Raw genomic sequence first — 16236 nt, forward strand, 5'->3', positions numbered from 1 at the left:
ACACACTCAGGTGCGAGGCGTTACAGCGGCTTACCGCGATTGCCGTGCTGGCTGACGAAGGCCTGGACGGTCTTCAGATCGTTGGCCAGCACCGTGCAGCGCTCTTCGCGGCTGAACAGATCGCTCAGGTGCGCCGGCAGCTCGAGGGCCTTGGCGACACCCGCCTTCTCCACCGCCTCGGGGAACTTGACCGGATGCGCGGTGCCCAGCACCACCATCGGCGTATCCAGGCTGCGGCGGCACTCGCGGGCGGCCTTGACGCCGATCGCGGTGTGCGGGTCGAGGACTTCACCAGTGGCCTTGAACACCTCGGCGATGGTCTCGCAGGTCTGCTCGTCGGTGACCGCCAGCGAGTCGAACAGCTTGCGCGCCTCGGTCCAGCGATCCTGCTCGACGCTGAAGCCACCGCCTTGCTTGAAGGTGTCCATCAACGCAGCAACCGCGGCGCCATTGCGACCGTGCAGGTCGAACAGCAAACGCTCGAAGTTGGACGAGACCATGATGTCCATCGACGGCGACAGGGTCGGGTGCAGGGCATCCTTGACGTACTGATTGCCGCTCATGAAGCGGTGCAGGATGTCGTTGCGGTTGGTCGCCACCACCAGCTGGCTGATCGGCAGGCCCATGTTGCGCGCCAGGTAGCCAGCGAAGATATCGCCGAAGTTGCCGGTCGGCACCGAGAACGCCACCGAGCGGGCCGGGCCGCCGAGCTGCAATGCTGCGTGGAAGTAGTAGACGATCTGGGCCATGATCCGCGCCCAGTTGATCGAGTTGACCGCCACCAGGCGGGTGCCCTTGAGGAACGACTGGTCGGCGAAGCTGGCCTTGACCATCTCCTGGCAGTCGTCGAAGTTGCCCTCGATGGCGATGTTGTGGATGTTGTCGCCGAGGATGGTGGTCATCTGCCGGCGCTGCACTTCCGACACACGCTGGTGCGGGTGCAGGATGAAGATGTCGACGTTGTCGCAACGGCGGCAGCCTTCGATGGCGGCGGAGCCGGTGTCACCGCTGGTGGCGCCGACGATCACCACGCGCTCGCCGCGCTTGAGCAGCACGTGGTCGAGCAGGCGGCCAAGCAGTTGCAGGGCGAAGTCCTTGAAGGCCAGGGTCGGGCCGTGGAACAGCTCCATCACCCACTCGTTGCCGTTGAGCTGACGCAGCGGCGCGACGGCGGCGTGGGCGAAGTTGCCGTAGGTCTCTTCGAGGATCTTCTTGAAATCAGCGTCGGCGATGCTGCCTTCGACGAACGGGCGCATCACCCGGAACGCCAGCTCGTGATACGGCAAACCAGCCCAGGAGGCGATCTCTTCCTGAGTGAAGCGAGGCAGGTTCTCGGGAACGTACAGGCCGCCATCGCTGGCCAGGCCAGCCAGCAGGACGTCTTCGAAGTTCAGGGCCGGAGCCTGGCCGCGGGTACTGATATAGCGCATGGGTGCAAACCTTCGATGCTGGGCGCGGGCCGCCGTCGCGGCCCGCCGCCGGAATTAATTGAGCTGTTCGACGCGGATGCGCACGACCTTGCCGACCACGTCCTGGAGTGCTTCCAGGGCGACGATGGCGTCGTCGATGCGCTGCTCGACCACGCGATGGGTCAGCAGGATCATCGGCACCAGGCCGTCCTGCTCCTCGGCTTCCTTCTGCATGATCGACTCGATGTTGATGCCACGCTCCGAAAGGATGCTGGCGACCTGGGCCAGCACGCCCGGGTGGTCCTTGGCCTGGATACGCAGGTAGTAGGCGCTTTCGCAGGCCTCGATCGGCAGGATCGGATGGGCCGACAGCGCGTCCGGCTGGAAGGCCAGGTGCGGCACGCGGTTCTCCGGGTCCGAGGTCATGGCGCGGACCACGTCGACCAGGTCGGCGACCACCGACGACGCGGTCGGCTCCATGCCGGCACCGGCGCCGTAGTACAAGGTGGAACCAGCGGCGTCGCCGTTGACCATTACCGCGTTCATCACGCCGTTGACGTTGGCGATCAGGCGGTCGTTGGGGATCAGTGTCGGGTGCACGCGCAGCTCGATGCCGTCGGCGGTGCGACGGGCGACGCCCAGGTGCTTGATGCGGTAGCCCAGGGCCTCGGCGTAGTTGACGTCGGCAGTGGTCAGCTGGGTGATGCCCTCGGTGTAGGCCTTGTCGAACTGCAGCGGGATGCCGAAGGCGATGGACGCCAGGATGGTCAGCTTGTGCGCGGCGTCGATGCCCTCGACGTCGAAGGTCGGGTCGGCCTCGGCATAACCCAGCGCCTGGGCTTCGGCCAGCACGTCGGGGAAGGCGCGGCCCTTGTCGCGCATCTCGGTGAGGATGAAGTTGCCAGTGCCGTTGATGATCCCGGCCAGCCAGTTGATGCGGTTGGCCGACAGGCCCTCGCGGATCGCCTTGATCACCGGGATGCCACCGGCCACGGCGGCTTCGAAGGCAACGATGACGCCCTTCTCGCGCGCCTTGGCGAAGATCTCGTTGCCATGCACGGCGATCAGCGCCTTGTTGGCGGTGACCACGTGCTTGCCGTTGTCGATGGCCTTGAGCACCAGGTCGCGGGCGATGGTGTAGCCGCCGATCAGCTCGATGACGATATCGATCTCGGGGTTGCTCGCGACTTCGAACACATCAGCGGTAATGGGGGTACCGGTAATCTGGCAATTCGGGTTCTGCGAGCGCATGGCAATCTGTGCCACTTCAATACCGCGCCCGGCACGGCGGGCAATCTCCTCGGCGTTGCGCTTGAGTACATTGAAGGTTCCGCCACCGACGGTCCCCAACCCACAGATGCCTACTTTGACCGGTTTCACTGTGAACTCCCCATTGAACGGCCGGCACCTGCGCCGACCGTGAAACATGCCGTCACCCCATGACGACGGCGTACTGAATTGATTACTTGCTCTCTGCCAGGGCCAGCTTGGCCACCTGCGGCGCCGGCTGGTAGCCCGGAATCACCTGGCCATTTTGCAGCACGATCGCCGGCGTGCCGTTCACACCGATCGACTGACCCAGCTGGAACTGCTTGCTGACCGGATTGGCGCACTTGGCGGACTTGATTTCCTTGCCGTCGATCATCTTGTCCAGCGCCGCGCGACGGTCGCTGGAACACCAGACCGCCTGCAGTTGCTCGTCGCCCGGCGAGCCCAGGCCCTGGCGCGGGAAGGCGACGTAGCGCACTTCGATGCCACGGCGATTGAGTTCCGGTACTTCGGCGTGCAGCTTGTGGCAGTACGGGCAGGTGGTGTCGGTGAACACGGTGATGTGCGACTTGGTTTCACCCTTGGCCGGGTAGACGACCATTTCCGCTGCCGGGATGCCGTTGATCAGCTTGGCGACGCCCTGGCGCTCGGTCTTCTCGGTGAGGTTGACCGGCTTGCCATCTTGGATCTGGAACAGGTAGCCCTGCATCACGAACTGGCCGTCGGCGCTGGCGTAAAGCACGCGACCGCCCTGCAGCTTGACTTCGTACAGACCATTGAGCGGGCTGCTGCTGACGCTTTCGACCGGCACTTCCAGCTCGAGGTTCTGCAAGGACTTGCGGATCGCCTGCTCGGCACCGGCGTTGGCATCGGTGGCCGCGGCGACGGCAAAGGTACTGGCCAACGCCAGGGCGGCGGCGGCGAAAATCTGGGTCACGCGCATGGGGTACTCCTGAAGGCGGACGGGGCCGGATGCAGCACGCCCGTACTGAAAACGGGGTGTCATTGCGGCCCTCGGTGCAAACCGTCCAAGCCTACCACAGAAGCGGCGGCGGTCGAGGCGTGCTCGATCGGGAGCGCAAGGCTGCGTGCGCCAGGGGGCGGCGGTCACCTCGGCTATCAATCACCGTCTACCAGCAAGACCTCATCTGCATCACTGGAAACTTTCAGAAAATCAACCAAAGCAAGCACATCGCGATCAATGTCCTGTAACAGCAGCGCAATCAACATCTTCTGCTGTCTGGGATAAATCCTGGATCGCCCATAAGGATCGATATAAAGCCCCGTCTTTTCACGCAACTCAATAAATGCGCCCTGCACACGCTTCACCTCAGCGTCACTCAGTTGAAGGTAGGGCTTGTCGCCTAGCGTGTCCGACAGATAGGAGATGTCCAGCATTACAAAACCCTATAATAAACCTGGAGAATCAGAATCTCTTTCCCGGTTTATTAAGAAATTCATCTAAGAATATTTAATATCATATTTTCCAATCACATCGAAAACATGGTCATAAGTGCTAAGAACTATATGCTGGAATCCATCTCCATCTATGTTATCTATCAAATCAAAGCTCGACAGAGAGTGTTTTTCATATGGGTAATCATCCATTTTATACACAGACATACTTTTAATATCACTAAACAAAAACTCAACGCTAACATCAGGTGCGTCTGTAATCATTGGCTTGCAGGAACGCAAAGATAACGATGCTTTAATGACAAATTTAAAAGGATAGAGTATTAATTCAGTCCCTAAAAGAACCAAAGCATCTCGCCCATAAATCAGACCATATTTTGTTTCTATTGCCTTAACATTCATATTAGCCACAACCTCTTGTCCTTATCGATTTACCACCATCACCAGTTGAAAACCTTCGATCAAGATTTATTTTAGACAATTCCTCTGGAGTTGCCCATCTGGATGGGATTTTGGATACACCAGCTTCTTTAGCTGCGTACAGCCTTCTATTATCCAAGCTAAACACTGAATCTTTATGTGCTCCTTGAGACAATAAGCGCTCTTGAACATTGGCAGGTAAATCCCGCATCCTGACTTTTCTGATTGGCTCAACTTCATTTATATACGAGGGATCATTTATAAGTCTATGCGTTAATCCATTAACACTTCTTCCATCCTCAAACACACCATTAATACTGTCTTGTGAGAATAAAATCGTTTTAGGACTAACAGGAGATAATCCAAGCGGATCAACCCACCCGTTCGGATTCGGCGCATACTGATAAAGATTCGTGCCACCCAGCAACCCTATCGGATCCGGCTGCGTGAACCGCCCGATATCCGGATCATAAAACCGAAACGTGTTGTAGTGCAGGCCCGTTTCACGGTCCAGGTACTGTCCCTGAAACCTGAGGTTCTGCTCTTCGATGAAATGCGCCTCACGCACTTCCTGCAGGGTATTGCCCCAGACCTGATAGCGCGCCTGCCAGACCGCCTCGCCACTGTCATCCGTCAACTGTTCGGGCAGGCCATTGAGATCGTTATGGTAGTAGCGCACTTTCTGGTGCAGCCCCGTACCGTCAACCCGGGCCAAGGGTTCGTGACTGTCTTCGACATACAGGTACAGGCTGGTCTGGCTGTAGCGATGCTCCTGCAGCAAGCGCAGGCCATCCCAGGCAAAGCGGGTCTGGTCGAGCAGATTGCCCTGATCGTCATGTTCATTTTTCTCGACACGCCGCCCCAGCGGGTCGTAGCGCATGTTCAGTATCCGTTCGCGCCCCCCGTGCTGGCTGCGCACCTGGATCAGGCGGTGCTCGGCGTCGTAGCTGAAGTGCTGGATGCCACGTCGGCTGCTGCGTTTCTCGATCAGGCGGCCGAAGCCGTCGTAGCGGTAGCGTTTGTCCTGGTAGGTGAGCAAGCGGTTATGGCGCACCAGGCCGATGCCGGCTTGCGGCCCATCGAGCAGGTTGGCGGCGGCGTCGTAGGCGAAGGTTTCGCTCTGGCCCTGGCCAGCGTCCTGGCTGGCCATGATCCGGCCGCTGGCATCGTAGTGCAGCAATTGCTGGTGCTGGCTGCCGGGCTGCTGGTTGAAACGGCCGATCAGGTTGTCTGCCGAGTCGAAATCGAAGCGTTGCTGTACCGTAGCCGGCAGTTGCGGCGGCTGGTGGTTGGGGCGGCGCAAGCGTGAGCGCAAACGACCGCTGCGGTCGTACTCGCTGCGGGTGCTGACCCGGCCCTGGGTGCGCAGCACTTCACGATGCAGGCGGTCGCGTTCGAAATCGCTGATCACCTTGCCGTCGAGGTTGAGCTGATGCAGATGGCCGCTGCCGTAGTACAGGCGGTTGAGCCAGCGGCCGTCGGGCAGCTGGGTCTGGACCAGGTTGCCGAGTTCGTCGTAGTGATGTTGCAGCACACCATTGGCGCTGTGCTCTTCCAGCAATTGGCCAAGGGCATCGTAAGCGAAGGCCAGTTGCTCGCTGTTGCCTGCCTTGTCGGTGAAGCTGATTGCCGTCAGTTGATCAAGGGGATCGTAGCTGTACTGGGTTTCACCATCATCGGTGCGCTTTTCGATCAAGCGCCCGACGGCATCCCGGTGCAATTGATGAATGATCGCTTCAGCATCGCCTTGGGGGGCGGGGAGGTACTCAACGCAACTGAGGTTATCCAGCCGGTCGTAGTGATAGCGGCTGGCGCTGCCGTCCAGATCCTGCTGTTCAGTCAGGCGATCAGCCAGGTCCCAGCTGAACCTGTAGCTTTCGCTATTTTCATTGGTCAGCGCCAGCAGCCGCCCGTAGGCGTCGTAACTGAACTGCACCCGCCGACCATGCGGATCGATACGCTGCTGCACCTGGCCACGCCGGTTATAGCGGTATTGGGTGGAGTGCCCGGCGGGGTCGGTATAGCTGTTGAGCTGGCCGTTGCGATCAAGCTGATAGTGCTCACTGCGCCCATCGGGCAATTGCGAGCCGAGCAATCGGCCCTGGGCATCGTACTGGTACTCGGTACGTTCGCCGAGGGCATCGGTGACCGCCTGCAGATGCCCGCGCCGGTCATAGCTGAAGCGGGTCGGATACCCCGAACAATCGACCTGTTCAATCAGCAGGCCCAATTCGTTCCAGCGCAGGTGCTTGTGCTTGCCCGCCGCATCGATGATCTCCACCACCTGGCCGCGTTCGTCATGGCGGTAGCGGGTGGTGTGGCCCAGCGGGTCGGTTTCGCTGCTGCAGTTGCCGCGCTGGTCGTAGCGATAGCGCCAACGCCTGCCGGCCTTGTCGGTCTGTACCCGGGGCAGCGACCAGTGTTCCAGCCACTGGGTCGCCTCACTGCGGCCCAGTGGGTCGATGCTTTCGCAGAGGTTGCCGGACTCATCGTACAGGTACTGCCATTGCCCGCCCTGCGGGTCGGTGGCGGCCAGCAACTGGCGTTCGTCGTTCCACTCGAAACGCCAGGTGTGGCCGAGGGCGTCGGTGTACTGGGTGATCTGGTACTGCGGGTTCCAGTGGCGGCTGCTGACCCGCTGCAGGCCGTCGGTGACCCGGGTGATGCCAGCCTCGATGTCGTAGTCGAAACGGTACTCGTCACCGTCGTCGGTCCAGTGCCGGGCCACGCGCCAGTCGTCTGCAGCACGAGTCCATTCATAGAAGCAGCGCAGGCCGCTGGGCAGCTGGTGTTCGACCATGCGCCGGCCCTGGTCATAGGCGAAGCGCCGTTGCACCTGGCCGCTGGCGTCGCGGACTTCGGCCAAGTCGCCGTTGCTGTCATAGGCATAGCTGACCAGCAGCTCGTTCGACTCGTCGCTGTACCATCGCTCGATATGGCTGACCCGGGCTGGCCATTGGCTGCTGTAAACCACCTGCACCTGGACCACATCGAAGGTATCGCGCAGCCTGAGCAAGCGGCCGTTGCTGTCGTAGTCCAGGTAGATGCGGTTGTCGTTGCGGTCACCCAGTTGCGCCAGGCGCAGGCGCTGCGGATTGTTCGGGGCGGGCTGGAACAGGCGATAGAGACCGTCGACGCTTTCGATCAGCAGCTCGCCATTGTGCGCGCGACGCACGCTGAGGCCTTCGCCGGCGCTGAACACGCCATCACCAAGAGGGATATGGCCCATGTCGACGACCCGTGCCTGTTCGTCGGTGAACAGCAGGCGCTCGCCGCCTTCAGGATGTGCCTCGATAGCGACGAAGACTTCGTAATCGACGCTCCAGCCAGCACCGAACAGGCCGTTGCGGCGTTCATCCCGGCTGTTGTAGTAGCGCTGCCAGTCCAACGGGATCAAGCCCGGAAGGCTGAAATCAAGCTCGGCTTCGCCGCTCAACAGTTTGGCGCCAGTGGCGCTGTGGACCGGGTTGGGTGAGCCGGCGATGGCGCTGGTGATCGCGCCGGTCACCTGGCTGGTGACGGCGCTGCCGATGCCACCAATCACCATGCAGCCGAACTTGCTGTAGAACTTGCCGCCGCGCCCGCGCAGCATCATCAAGGCGGTAATCGCCAGGCCGATGCCCGGGGTCTTGCCGCTGCGAATCTCGCGGACCACGATCGAGTCGCCGCCGATGCGCACATTATCGGAGACCAGCCCGGCGTCGACGATCGCCGCCTCGCAGGTGCTGCGATCGCCGCTGCGACAGGCCGGGTGTCCGTTGATGGTGACCTTGCTCGAGCCTTCGGCCAGGTACTGCGGCGGCATCGGCGGATGCTTGCTGCAGAGGATCTTGTCGTCGTCGGCAGGCTCGGTGTTCGGCGCCGGGCTGGCGACCGTAGGCCGCCACATCTGCGAGAAAAAGCCCTTGGCCATGTCGAGGAAGCTTTCTTCCTCCTCCTCGGCCGGCGGCTGAGCCACGTCGCTGCCGGCGGCTGCAGCGGCGGCAACGATGACGCCGGCAGCGCGTGCGGCCGGTTTGCCATTGGTGTGGGTATTCTTCGAGCCGGTGAGGATGTTGGCTTGCACCGAGGGCGGGAACAGGAAGTTGCCGATACCCTCACATAAACTGCTCAAGCCCTTGTCGGCCCCGGTCTTGCTCATGACCACGCCGACCACGATGCCCACCACCGCGCCGAGCACGAAGCAGCCGAGGCCGCCGGTGGCCACGGTCAGACCCAGCGCCGCGGTTACCGCCGCGGTGGCCAGCATGCCGATGGCGACGTTGGCGGCCACTTCCAGCACGCCGCTGACGATGTCGGCCATCATCGAGGTGTGCATCAGCGCATCGCCCTCACGGGCGGCCCACAGGGCGTCAGACATTACTGACCGGCAACCGCACGGCTGCAGGGCACTTGAACCTGGTCATGCTTGATTTCCATATCGAGCGTTTGAGGTTTCAGAATCTGCTGGATGATCGCCCGAGCGTCAACCTCGAGGGTGATGCAAAGCGTGTAGTTCCTGCAACCGCGCCTTGGCCACATGGGTGTAGATCTGCGTGGTGGACAGGTCGCTGTGGCCCAGCAACATCTGCACCACGCGTAGGTCGGCGCCATGGTTGAGCAGGTGCGTGGCAAAGGCGTGGCGCAGCGTGTGCGGCGACAGCGGCTTGTCGATGCCGGCCACCCGCGCCTGGTGCTTGATGCGGTGCCAGAAGGTCTGGCGGGTCATCTGCTCGCCGCGCTGGCTGGGAAACAGCACGTCGCTGGGGCGCCCGCCCAGCAACTCGGCGCGGCCATCGCGCAGGTAGCGCTCGATCCACACCACCGCCTCCTCGCCCATCGGCACCAGGCGCTCCTTGCTGCCCTTGCCCATCACCCGCAGCACGCCCTGGCGCAGGTTGACCTGGTCCAGGGTCAGGCTGACCAGCTCGGTCACGCGCAGGCCACAGGCATAGAGCACCTCGAGCATGGCACGGTCGCGCTGGCCGATGGCCTCGCCGAGGTCCGGCGCCTGCAGCAGGGCTTCGACATCGGCCTCCGACAGCGACTTCGGCAACGGCCGGCCCAGTTGCGGCATGTCCACCTGCAGCGTCGGGTCGACAGCGACCAGACGCTCGCGCAGCAGGTAACGGAAGAAGCCCCGCACACCGGAAAGAAAGCGCGCGGTGGAGCGCGGCTTGTAGCCCTGGTCGAAACGCCAGGCCAGGTGGTCGAGGATAGACTCGCGGCCGGCATCGGGCAGCGCCACGCCGCGCTCCTGGAGCCAACCATTGAACAGCGCCAGATCGCTGCGGTACGAAGCGCGGGTGTTGTCGGACAGTCCCTTCTCCAGCCAGAGGGCATCGAGGAACTGGTCGATCAGTGGGTGGTCCAGTGCAGGCATGAAAACTCGGTGGCAAACGGCGAAATGGCGCTTAGTCTTTCATATCGACGCATGCAGAGGGAGAGCGCATGAACGAACAGCAGATTCTTTTGAGTGTCGGGGGTATCGGCGCCGCCGCGTTGCTGTGCCAATGGCTGGCCTGGCGTCTGAAGCTGCCGGCGATCCTGTTCCTGCTGCTGTGCGGCATTCTCGCAGGACCGGTGCTCGGCTGGCTGCAGCCCCAGGCGCTGTTCGGCCCGCTGCTGATGCCACTGGTATCACTGGCCGTGGCGCTGATCCTGTTCGAAGGCAGCCTCACCCTGCACCTGTCGCAATGGCGCGAGATCGGCAGCGTGGTGCATCGCCTGGTGACCATCGGCGCGCTGAGTACCTGGCTGGTGATCGCCCTGGCCACCCACTGGTTGCTGGGTTTCGACTGGCCCCTGGCGATCCTGTTCGGCACCCTGACCCTGGTCACCGGTCCCACGGTGATCGTGCCCATGCTGCGCGTGGTGCGACCCAAGGCGGCCATCGCCAACATCCTGCGTTGGGAAGGCATCGTCATCGACCCGATCGGCGCGCTACTGGCGGTGGTGGTGTACAGCTTCATCATCGCCAACGTCGCTGGCAACGGGCTGAGCCAGAGCCTGGCGACCTTCGCCGGGGTGATTTTCTGCGGCAGCGCGCTCGGCGTCGCCGGCGGCTGGCTATTGGGACAGGTCATGCGCGAGCAGTGGCTGCCGGAATACCTGCACAACCTGGCCTCGCTGGCAGCGGTGCTGGGCATCTTCATCGCCGCCAACCAGATCGTCCACGAGTCGGGCCTGCTGGCGGTCACGGTCATGGGCATGTGGCTGGCCAACATGCCCGGCGTGGATGTACGGCAGATCCTGCACTTCAAGGAGAACCTCAGCGTGCTGCTGATCTCCGGCCTGTTCATCCTCCTGGCCGCTCGACTCGACCTGGATGCGCTGCTGGCGCTGGGCCCGGCGGTGCTGGCGCTGCTGCTGGTGATCCAATTGCTGGCGCGGCCACTGAACGTCTGGCTGGCGACCCTGGGCTCGACGCTGAACTGGCGGGAACGGGCGTTACTGGCCTGGATCGCCCCACGAGGCATCGTGGCCGCCGCCGTCTCGGCCATCTTCGCCATTCGTCTCGATGAGGCTGGCCATGAGGGCGCCCTGCTGCTGGTGCCGCTGACCTTCGCCGTGATCATCGGCACCGTGGTGCTGCAGAGCGCCACGGCCAGGCCCCTGGCGCGCCTGCTCAAGGTGGCGGAGCCGGCGCCGAGCGGCTTCCTCATCGTCGGCGCCAACCCGCCCGCCCGCGCAATCGCCAAAGCCCTGCAACAACTGGGCTGCCGGGTACTGCTGACCGACTCGAGCTGGGAGAACATCCGCGCCGCGCGCATGGAAAACTTGCCGACCTACTTTGGCAACCCCGCCTCGCAGCACGCCGACGCTCACCTCGACCTGGTCGGCCTGGGCCACCTGCTCGGCCTGTCGCCGGCGGGAGAGCTCAATGCCCTGGCCTGCGCGCGCTTTCGCCATGATTTCGGCCAGGCCCGGCTGTTCGTGCTGGCCAGCGGCCTGGAAAAACAGCGCAGCGACAAGCACCGTGCCAGCGAGGAGCATCGCGGGCAATTGCTTGGGTCGAGCCCGATGACCTATGGGCAGTTGGCCAAGCTGCTGCACCAGGGTGCCGAGCTGTACAGCACCACGCTGACCGAGGCCTTCGACTGGGGCGACTACCAGCAGCTGCATGGCCCCCGGGCCACGCTGCTGTTCGCCCGGGATGGGCAAGGCTGGGTGCATGTGGCCAGCCCGGACAACCCGCTCAAGCCGCAGCCTGGGTGGACACTGGTGGCGCTGGTGGAGCCGGAGCTGACCGAACAGCCTGTGGCGCATTGATCCACCTTGACCCTGTGGGAGGGGGCCTGTCGGACCGCCGTACCGCCGCGAACACCGGCAAAGCCGGTGCCACATACCGCGGCGCCTGCTTCGCGGGCAAGCCCGCTCCCACAGAGGTACAGCTCCCTGCGCGACAGCAAAGTCCGAAGGGCGGGGCGACCTTCTACAAAGGTTGCGCCAAATCCACCTGAGGCAATCAAGCCAACGACAGCACCGGCACCGGGCGCTTGTCCTCGTCGATGGCGACGAAGCTGAACACGCCATGGATCGCCCGCTCGCGGCCATCGAGGTACATGTTCTCGACGAACACATCCACCTGCACCTGCAGGCTGGTGTTGCCGACCTTGATCACCGTGCCCACCAGCTCGACGATCGAACCAGCCGGGATCGGGTGCTTGAAATCGATACGGTCGGTGGACACCGTCACCAGTGGCAGACGGCAGAAGCGGGTGGCGGCGATGAACGACACTTCGTCCATCCACGCCAGGGCGGTGCCGCCGAACAAGGTGTTGTGGTGGTTGGTGGTGTTGGGGAACACCGCCTTGGTCACGCGGGTCACCGACAACTCGGTGCGGCGCTGGATTTCCTGGTCTCGGGACGTCGTCATAGGATTCACATCGCAAAGTCTGAAAGCAAGGTCGCCTGCTTCGCGGGTAAACCCGCTCCCACAGAGGGCGATGAACCTGTGGGAGCGGGTTTACCCGCGAAGCAGCCAACACAAATCGCAAAATGCAAAAAAGCAGCCCGAAGGCTGCTTTTTTCTCGCAAGGCGGCCTAGGCCGCCAGGCAAACTGTACTCAGGACAGTTTTTCCTTGATGCGAGCGGCTTTGCCGGACAGGTCGCGCAGGTAGTACAGCTTGGCTTTACGCACGTCACCACGACGTTTCACGGCCAGGCTGTCGATCTGCGGGCTGTAGGTCTGGAAGGTACGCTCTACGCCAACGCCGCTGGAGATCTTGCGCACGGTGAAGGCGCTGTTCAGACCGCGGTTACGCTTGGCGATAACAACGCCTTCGAACGCCTGCAGACGCGAGCGGTCGCCTTCCTTCACTTTAACCTGGACGACAACGGTGTCGCCTGGCGCGAAGGTCGGGATCTCTTTGCTCATCTGCTCGGCTTCGAGCTGCTGGATGATCTTGTTGGTCATGCTGTGCTCCTAAGATGGATACTCGATCCACCATCGATACGTTTAACTATCGTCCCGCTCGCGGATGTATTCCTCGAGCAGCTTCTTCTCTTCTCCAGAAAGCGAGCGACTTTCCAGAAGATCGGCGCGTCGTTCGAAGGTCCTACCAAGGGACTGCTTCATCCGCCAACGCCGGATATGTGCATGGTTGCCACTTAGCAACACGTCGGGAACACGCTGATCCGCATACACCTCAGGTCGGGTGTAGTGCGGGCAATCCAGCAGACCGTCGGTGAAAGAGTCTTCCTCCGCCGAGTCCACATGCCCTAAAGCTCCGGGCAGCAGCCGTGTAACCGCATCGATCAGTACCATGGCCGGCAGCTCGCCACCGGAAAGCACATAGTCGCCAATCGACCACTCCTCATCGACATGAGCCTCGATAAAGCGCTCGTCGATGCCTTCATAACGACCGGCGATCAGGATCAACGATTCCTGTTCGGCCAGGCCTTTGACCGCCTGCTGGGTCAGCTTGCGGCCTTGTGGCGAAAGGTAGATCACCTTTGCCGATGCTCCGGTTGCCTGCCTGGCGCTAACCAGGGCGTCTTCCAGAGGCTTGATCTTCATCACCATGCCCGGACCACCGCCAAACGGCCGATCGTCCACGGTGTGGTGGCGATCTGTGGTGTAGTCCCGCGGGTTCCAGCAGGTCACTTGCAGCAACCCCTGTTTCACCGCGCGGCTGGTAATGCCGTACTCCGTGATGGCCGAGAACATCTCGGGGAACAACGTAATGACGTCTACGCGAAGGTTACCCATCGTTTAGAAATCCGCGTCCCACTCAACCCGCATCACGCCTGCTTCCAGGTCGATTGCCAGCACGCACTGCCCGGTATAGGGCAACAGACGCTCGCGATCATCCAGGCTGCCTGCGCAGGGCTTGACCACCATTACATCGTTCGCGCCGGTCTCCAACAGGTGATCGATCTTGCCGAACAGCTGTTCGTCCTGATTGATGACCTTCAGGCCCACCAACTGGTACCAGTAGTACTCGTCGGCTGCCAGGTTGGGCAAAAGGCTCCGCGGGATGCAGATTTCGTAACCGCTCAGAAGACGGGCTTCATCACGATCATCGAGGCCTTTGAGTTTCACGACCAGGCCCTTCTGGGAGCCACGACCGTTGACCAGCTCGACCTGCTTTACCTTGCCTTCGTGCCTGAGCGTCCAGCGCGGATAATCCAACAGGTTTTCAATCGGATCGGTAAAGGAATACACCTTCACCTCGCCGCGAACGCCGTGAACCGAAAAAATCTTGCCAACGACGATGAGGTCGTCAGCCTTTTCTGGCGTCGCGTTCATACTGCTCAGGCTGCAGCCTTGGCAGCTTCCTTCAGCAGCTGAGCAACACGCTCAGACGGCTGTGCGCCCTGGCTCAGCCAGTAGGTGACGCGCTCTTGGTTGACCGACAGCTTGACTTCGGCGCCCGATGCGATCGGGTTGAAGAAGCCAACGCGCTCAACGAAACGGCCGTCACGGGCGTTACGCGAGTTGGTCACGGTCAGGTGGTAGAATGGGCGCTTTTTCGAGCCGCCACGGGCCAGACGAATGGTTACCATGTGAACATCGTTCCTATAGTCGGTGCTGCAAAACTGAATGCCCAATGGGCACACGGGTGCCCAAAAGGCCGCATATTCTCGGGGAATACACGGACATTTGCAAATGCCTTTTTCGGCAAAGCCAGGGCCTGCCGCTCAGTTTCGCCGGTTTGGGCCACCTCGCGGCGGCCATGATCCCGCCGTAGCGGGGTTCTGGCGGGCTTCCTCTTATAAGGAAACCCACCGGATTCCTTACAGTTTCGGCATGCCGCCACCCGGCAGCATCCCGCCAAGGCCACGCATCATCTTGGCCATGCCGCCCTTGGCGGAGAATTTCTTCATCATCTTCTGCATCTGCTTGTGCTGTTTGATCAAGCGGCCGATGTCCTGCACCTGGGTGCCGGAACCCAGGGCGATACGGCGCTTGCGAGAGCCGCTGATCAGGTCGGGGTCGCGGCGCTCGGCCGGGGTCATGGAGTTGATGATCGCCTCCATCTGCTTGAACTGCTTCTCGGCAGCGCCCTGGGCATTGCCCATCTGCGACAGGTTCACGCCACCGATGCTGGGCAGCTTGTCCATCAGGCCGCCGAGGCCACCCATGTTCTTCATCTGCTGCAGCTGGTCGCGGAAGTCCTCGAGGTCGAAGCCCTTGCCCTTCTTCAGCTTCTTGGCCAGTTTGTCGGCCTTGGCCTTGTCGATGTTCTGCTCGGCCTGCTCGATCAGGCTGAGCACGTCGCCCATGCCGAGGATGCGCGAAGCGATACGGTCCGGGTGGAACGGCTCCAGGGCTTCGGTCTTCTCGCCCATGCCGATGAACTTGATCGGCTTGCCGGTGATCGCGCGCACCGACAGCGCGGCACCGCCACGGGCGTCGCCGTCGACCTTGGTCAGCACCACGCCGGTCAGCGGCAGGGCGTCGCCGAAGGCCTTGGCGGTGTTGGCGGCGTCCTGGCCGGTCATGGCGTCGACCACGAACAACGTTTCGATCGGTTTGACCGCAGCGTGCAGGGCCTTGATCTCGTCCATCATGTCGGCGTCGACATGCAGGCGGCCAGCGGTGTCGACGATCACCACGTCGATGAACTTGAGCTTGGCTTCGCGGATCGCCGCCTCGGCAATGGCCACCGGCTTCTGGCTGATGTCCGACGGGAAGAAGGTCACGCCGATGTCATTGGCCAGGGTTTCGAGCTGCTTGATTGCCGCCGGACGGTAGACGTCGGCCGACACCACCATCACGCTCTTCTTCTTGCGCTCTTTCAGGTGGCGCGCCAGCTTGCCGGCGGTGGTGGTCTTACCGGCGCCCTGCAGACCGGCCATCAGCACGACTGCAGGCGGAGCGGCGTTGAGCGTCAGCTCTTCGTTGGCCGCCCCCATCAGGCTTTCCAGCTCGGCCTGGACGATCTTCACGAAGGCCTGGCCCGGGGTCAGGCTGCGTGACACCTCGGTGCCGACCGCGCGCTCCTTGATGCTGTTGACGAAATCCTTGACCACCGGCAGGGCGACGTCGGCCTCGAGCAGGGCCATGCGCACTTCGCGCAGCGTGTCCTTGATGTTGTCTTCGGTCAGCTTGGCCTTGCCGGTGACATGGCGCAGCGTCTGTGACAGGCGGTCGGTCAGGTTTTCGAACATGGTGATCCTTTCAGGCCCAGTGAAGCCGAGGTTTTTCAGGTGCCCAGGTGAATATGTACACGCGCCGGGCAGAGCAAGGCGGCGATTATAGCTGAGAGCGACGGTGGCGCACACCTTGGCGCC

General features: G+C 62.2%; 14 protein-coding genes. 1 reads left to right on the plus strand and 13 read right to left on the minus strand.

Going from position 1 to position 16236, the window contains the following annotated elements; genetic code table 11:
* Positions 1 to 20: 20 nt before the first annotated feature.
* The 7 genes from thrC to xerD all read right to left on the minus strand — a co-directional run bounded on the left by thrC (position 21) and on the right by xerD (position 9876).
* The gene (thrC, locus tag ACYUME_RS20670) at positions 21 to 1430 is read right to left on the minus strand and encodes a threonine synthase (protein WP_460416609.1); all 1410 of its coding nucleotides are present in this window, start codon (positions 1428 to 1430) and stop codon (positions 21 to 23) included.
* Positions 1431 to 1484: 54 nt separating this feature from the next.
* Positions 1485 to 2789 (minus strand): homoserine dehydrogenase, encoded by a 1305-nt coding sequence (locus ACYUME_RS20675; protein ID WP_279886290.1) that lies wholly within the window; start codon positions 2787 to 2789, stop codon positions 1485 to 1487.
* Positions 2790 to 2871: 82 nt separating this feature from the next.
* Complete coding sequence (locus tag ACYUME_RS20680) at positions 2872 to 3621, minus strand: DsbC family protein (RefSeq protein WP_460416611.1); 750 nt, start codon at positions 3619 to 3621, stop codon at positions 2872 to 2874.
* A 176-nt stretch (positions 3622 to 3797) separates the two neighbouring features.
* Positions 3798 to 4076, minus strand: coding sequence for a hypothetical protein (locus tag ACYUME_RS20685; protein ID WP_050704205.1), 279 nt, complete (start codon positions 4074 to 4076; stop codon positions 3798 to 3800).
* Between the two features lie 63 nt (positions 4077 to 4139).
* Positions 4140 to 4505: a hypothetical protein gene (locus ACYUME_RS20690; RefSeq protein WP_460416613.1), complete on the minus strand. Its 366-nt coding sequence runs from the start codon at positions 4503 to 4505 to the stop codon at positions 4140 to 4142.
* Positions 4498 to 8874: an RHS repeat-associated core domain-containing protein gene (locus ACYUME_RS20695; protein WP_460416615.1), complete on the minus strand. Its 4377-nt coding sequence runs from the start codon at positions 8872 to 8874 to the stop codon at positions 4498 to 4500. Before ACYUME_RS20695 ends, ACYUME_RS20690 begins: the two co-directional genes overlap by 8 nt.
* Positions 8875 to 8979: 105 nt before the next feature.
* The gene (gene xerD, locus ACYUME_RS20700; protein WP_460416617.1) at positions 8980 to 9876 is read right to left on the minus strand and encodes a site-specific tyrosine recombinase XerD; all 897 of its coding nucleotides are present in this window, start codon (positions 9874 to 9876) and stop codon (positions 8980 to 8982) included.
* A 68-nt stretch (positions 9877 to 9944) separates the two neighbouring features.
* On the opposite strand from xerD, the gene ACYUME_RS20705 reads away from it, so the two are divergent.
* A complete protein-coding gene (locus ACYUME_RS20705; protein WP_460416618.1) occupies positions 9945 to 11765 on the plus strand; it encodes a cation:proton antiporter in 1821 nt (606 codons plus the stop codon).
* Between the two features lie 196 nt (positions 11766 to 11961).
* Here ACYUME_RS20705 and ACYUME_RS20710 read toward each other — a convergent pair whose 3' ends face one another.
* The 6 genes from ACYUME_RS20710 to ffh form a co-directional block, all read right to left on the minus strand.
* Positions 11962 to 12372, minus strand: a complete 411-nt coding sequence (locus ACYUME_RS20710; RefSeq protein WP_279886294.1) for an acyl-CoA thioesterase — start codon at positions 12370 to 12372, stop codon at positions 11962 to 11964.
* 190 nt (positions 12373 to 12562) lie between these two features.
* Positions 12563 to 12913: a 50S ribosomal protein L19 gene (gene rplS / locus ACYUME_RS20715; protein ID WP_011535315.1), complete on the minus strand. Its 351-nt coding sequence runs from the start codon at positions 12911 to 12913 to the stop codon at positions 12563 to 12565.
* Positions 12914 to 12955: 42 nt separating this feature from the next.
* The gene (gene trmD / locus ACYUME_RS20720) at positions 12956 to 13708 is read right to left on the minus strand and encodes a tRNA (guanosine(37)-N1)-methyltransferase TrmD (RefSeq protein WP_028691588.1); all 753 of its coding nucleotides are present in this window, start codon (positions 13706 to 13708) and stop codon (positions 12956 to 12958) included.
* 3 nt (positions 13709 to 13711) lie between these two features.
* A complete protein-coding gene (gene rimM / locus ACYUME_RS20725; RefSeq protein WP_279886297.1) occupies positions 13712 to 14248 on the minus strand; it encodes a ribosome maturation factor RimM in 537 nt (178 codons plus the stop codon).
* A 5-nt stretch (positions 14249 to 14253) separates the two neighbouring features.
* Entirely contained in the window at positions 14254 to 14505 is a 252-nt protein-coding gene (gene rpsP / locus ACYUME_RS20730; protein WP_011535318.1) for a 30S ribosomal protein S16, read from the minus strand.
* A gap of 231 nt (positions 14506 to 14736) precedes the next feature.
* Positions 14737 to 16113: a signal recognition particle protein gene (gene ffh, locus ACYUME_RS20735; protein ID WP_050704199.1), complete on the minus strand. Its 1377-nt coding sequence runs from the start codon at positions 16111 to 16113 to the stop codon at positions 14737 to 14739.
* Positions 16114 to 16236 lie beyond the last annotated feature (123 nt).

The sequence above is a fragment of the Pseudomonas sp. microsymbiont 2 genome, from assembly GCF_054788395.1.

Coding starts and splice junctions, on each gene's coding strand:
- ACYUME_RS20685 (WP_050704205.1), bottom strand. CDS start 4,076: ATGCTGGACATCTCCTATCTGTCGGACACGCTAGGCGACAAGCCCTAC.
- rpsP (WP_011535318.1), bottom strand. CDS start 14,505: ATGGTAACCATTCGTCTGGCCCGTGGCGGCTCGAAAAAGCGCCCATTC.
- ACYUME_RS20695 (WP_460416615.1), bottom strand. CDS start 8,874: ATGTCTGACGCCCTGTGGGCCGCCCGTGAGGGCGATGCGCTGATGCAC.
- xerD (WP_460416617.1), bottom strand. CDS start 9,876: ATGCCTGCACTGGACCACCCACTGATCGACCAGTTCCTCGATGCCCTC.
- ACYUME_RS20705 (WP_460416618.1), top strand. CDS start 9,945: ATGAACGAACAGCAGATTCTTTTGAGTGTCGGGGGTATCGGCGCCGCC.
- thrC (WP_460416609.1), bottom strand. CDS start 1,430: ATGCGCTATATCAGTACCCGCGGCCAGGCTCCGGCCCTGAACTTCGAA.
- ffh (WP_050704199.1), bottom strand. CDS start 16,113: ATGTTCGAAAACCTGACCGACCGCCTGTCACAGACGCTGCGCCATGTC.
- trmD (WP_028691588.1), bottom strand. CDS start 13,708: ATGGGTAACCTTCGCGTAGACGTCATTACGTTGTTCCCCGAGATGTTC.
- rimM (WP_279886297.1), bottom strand. CDS start 14,248: ATGAACGCGACGCCAGAAAAGGCTGACGACCTCATCGTCGTTGGCAAG.
- ACYUME_RS20680 (WP_460416611.1), bottom strand. CDS start 3,621: ATGCGCGTGACCCAGATTTTCGCCGCCGCCGCCCTGGCGTTGGCCAGT.
- rplS (WP_011535315.1), bottom strand. CDS start 12,913: ATGACCAACAAGATCATCCAGCAGCTCGAAGCCGAGCAGATGAGCAAA.
- ACYUME_RS20710 (WP_279886294.1), bottom strand. CDS start 12,372: ATGACGACGTCCCGAGACCAGGAAATCCAGCGCCGCACCGAGTTGTCG.